Annotated in this window: 1 protein-coding gene; it reads left to right on the plus strand. The window is 58.6% G+C overall.

What is annotated here, in order from left to right; genetic code table 11:
• A partial coding sequence (locus E0702_RS16690) for a hypothetical protein (RefSeq protein ID WP_205742010.1) occupies positions 1 to 295 on the plus strand: 295 nt, incomplete at both ends.

Genomic DNA, 295 nt, shown 5'->3' on the forward strand with positions numbered 1-295 from the left:
TGCTCTAAGGCGCATGATCGGCATCCGGTCTCGCGATCTGACTGCGGTGTTCGTGACCCCACCAACAGACACGGCCTCGACCGCGGAGATCATCACGCCAGATGGACACGTAACCGTGTACCTGCAGCAGACATCGCTTTCGGCGGGCCGTCGTGAGATCGCGATGATCCCCATCGAGAACCTCTCCAGTGTTCACGACCTAAAGACGGGTCTCGAAGAGCTTCCGGTTGCGGTTCTGAAACTCGGTGTGGACGGTCAGTTGTTGCAGGCCAATGCATCTGCTCGATCCCTTCTG

Origin of the sequence: Halomonas marinisediminis, assembly GCF_004347715.1 — a bacterium.
GTDB classification, from domain to species: Bacteria; Pseudomonadota; Gammaproteobacteria; order Pseudomonadales; family Halomonadaceae; genus Halomonas; species Halomonas icarae.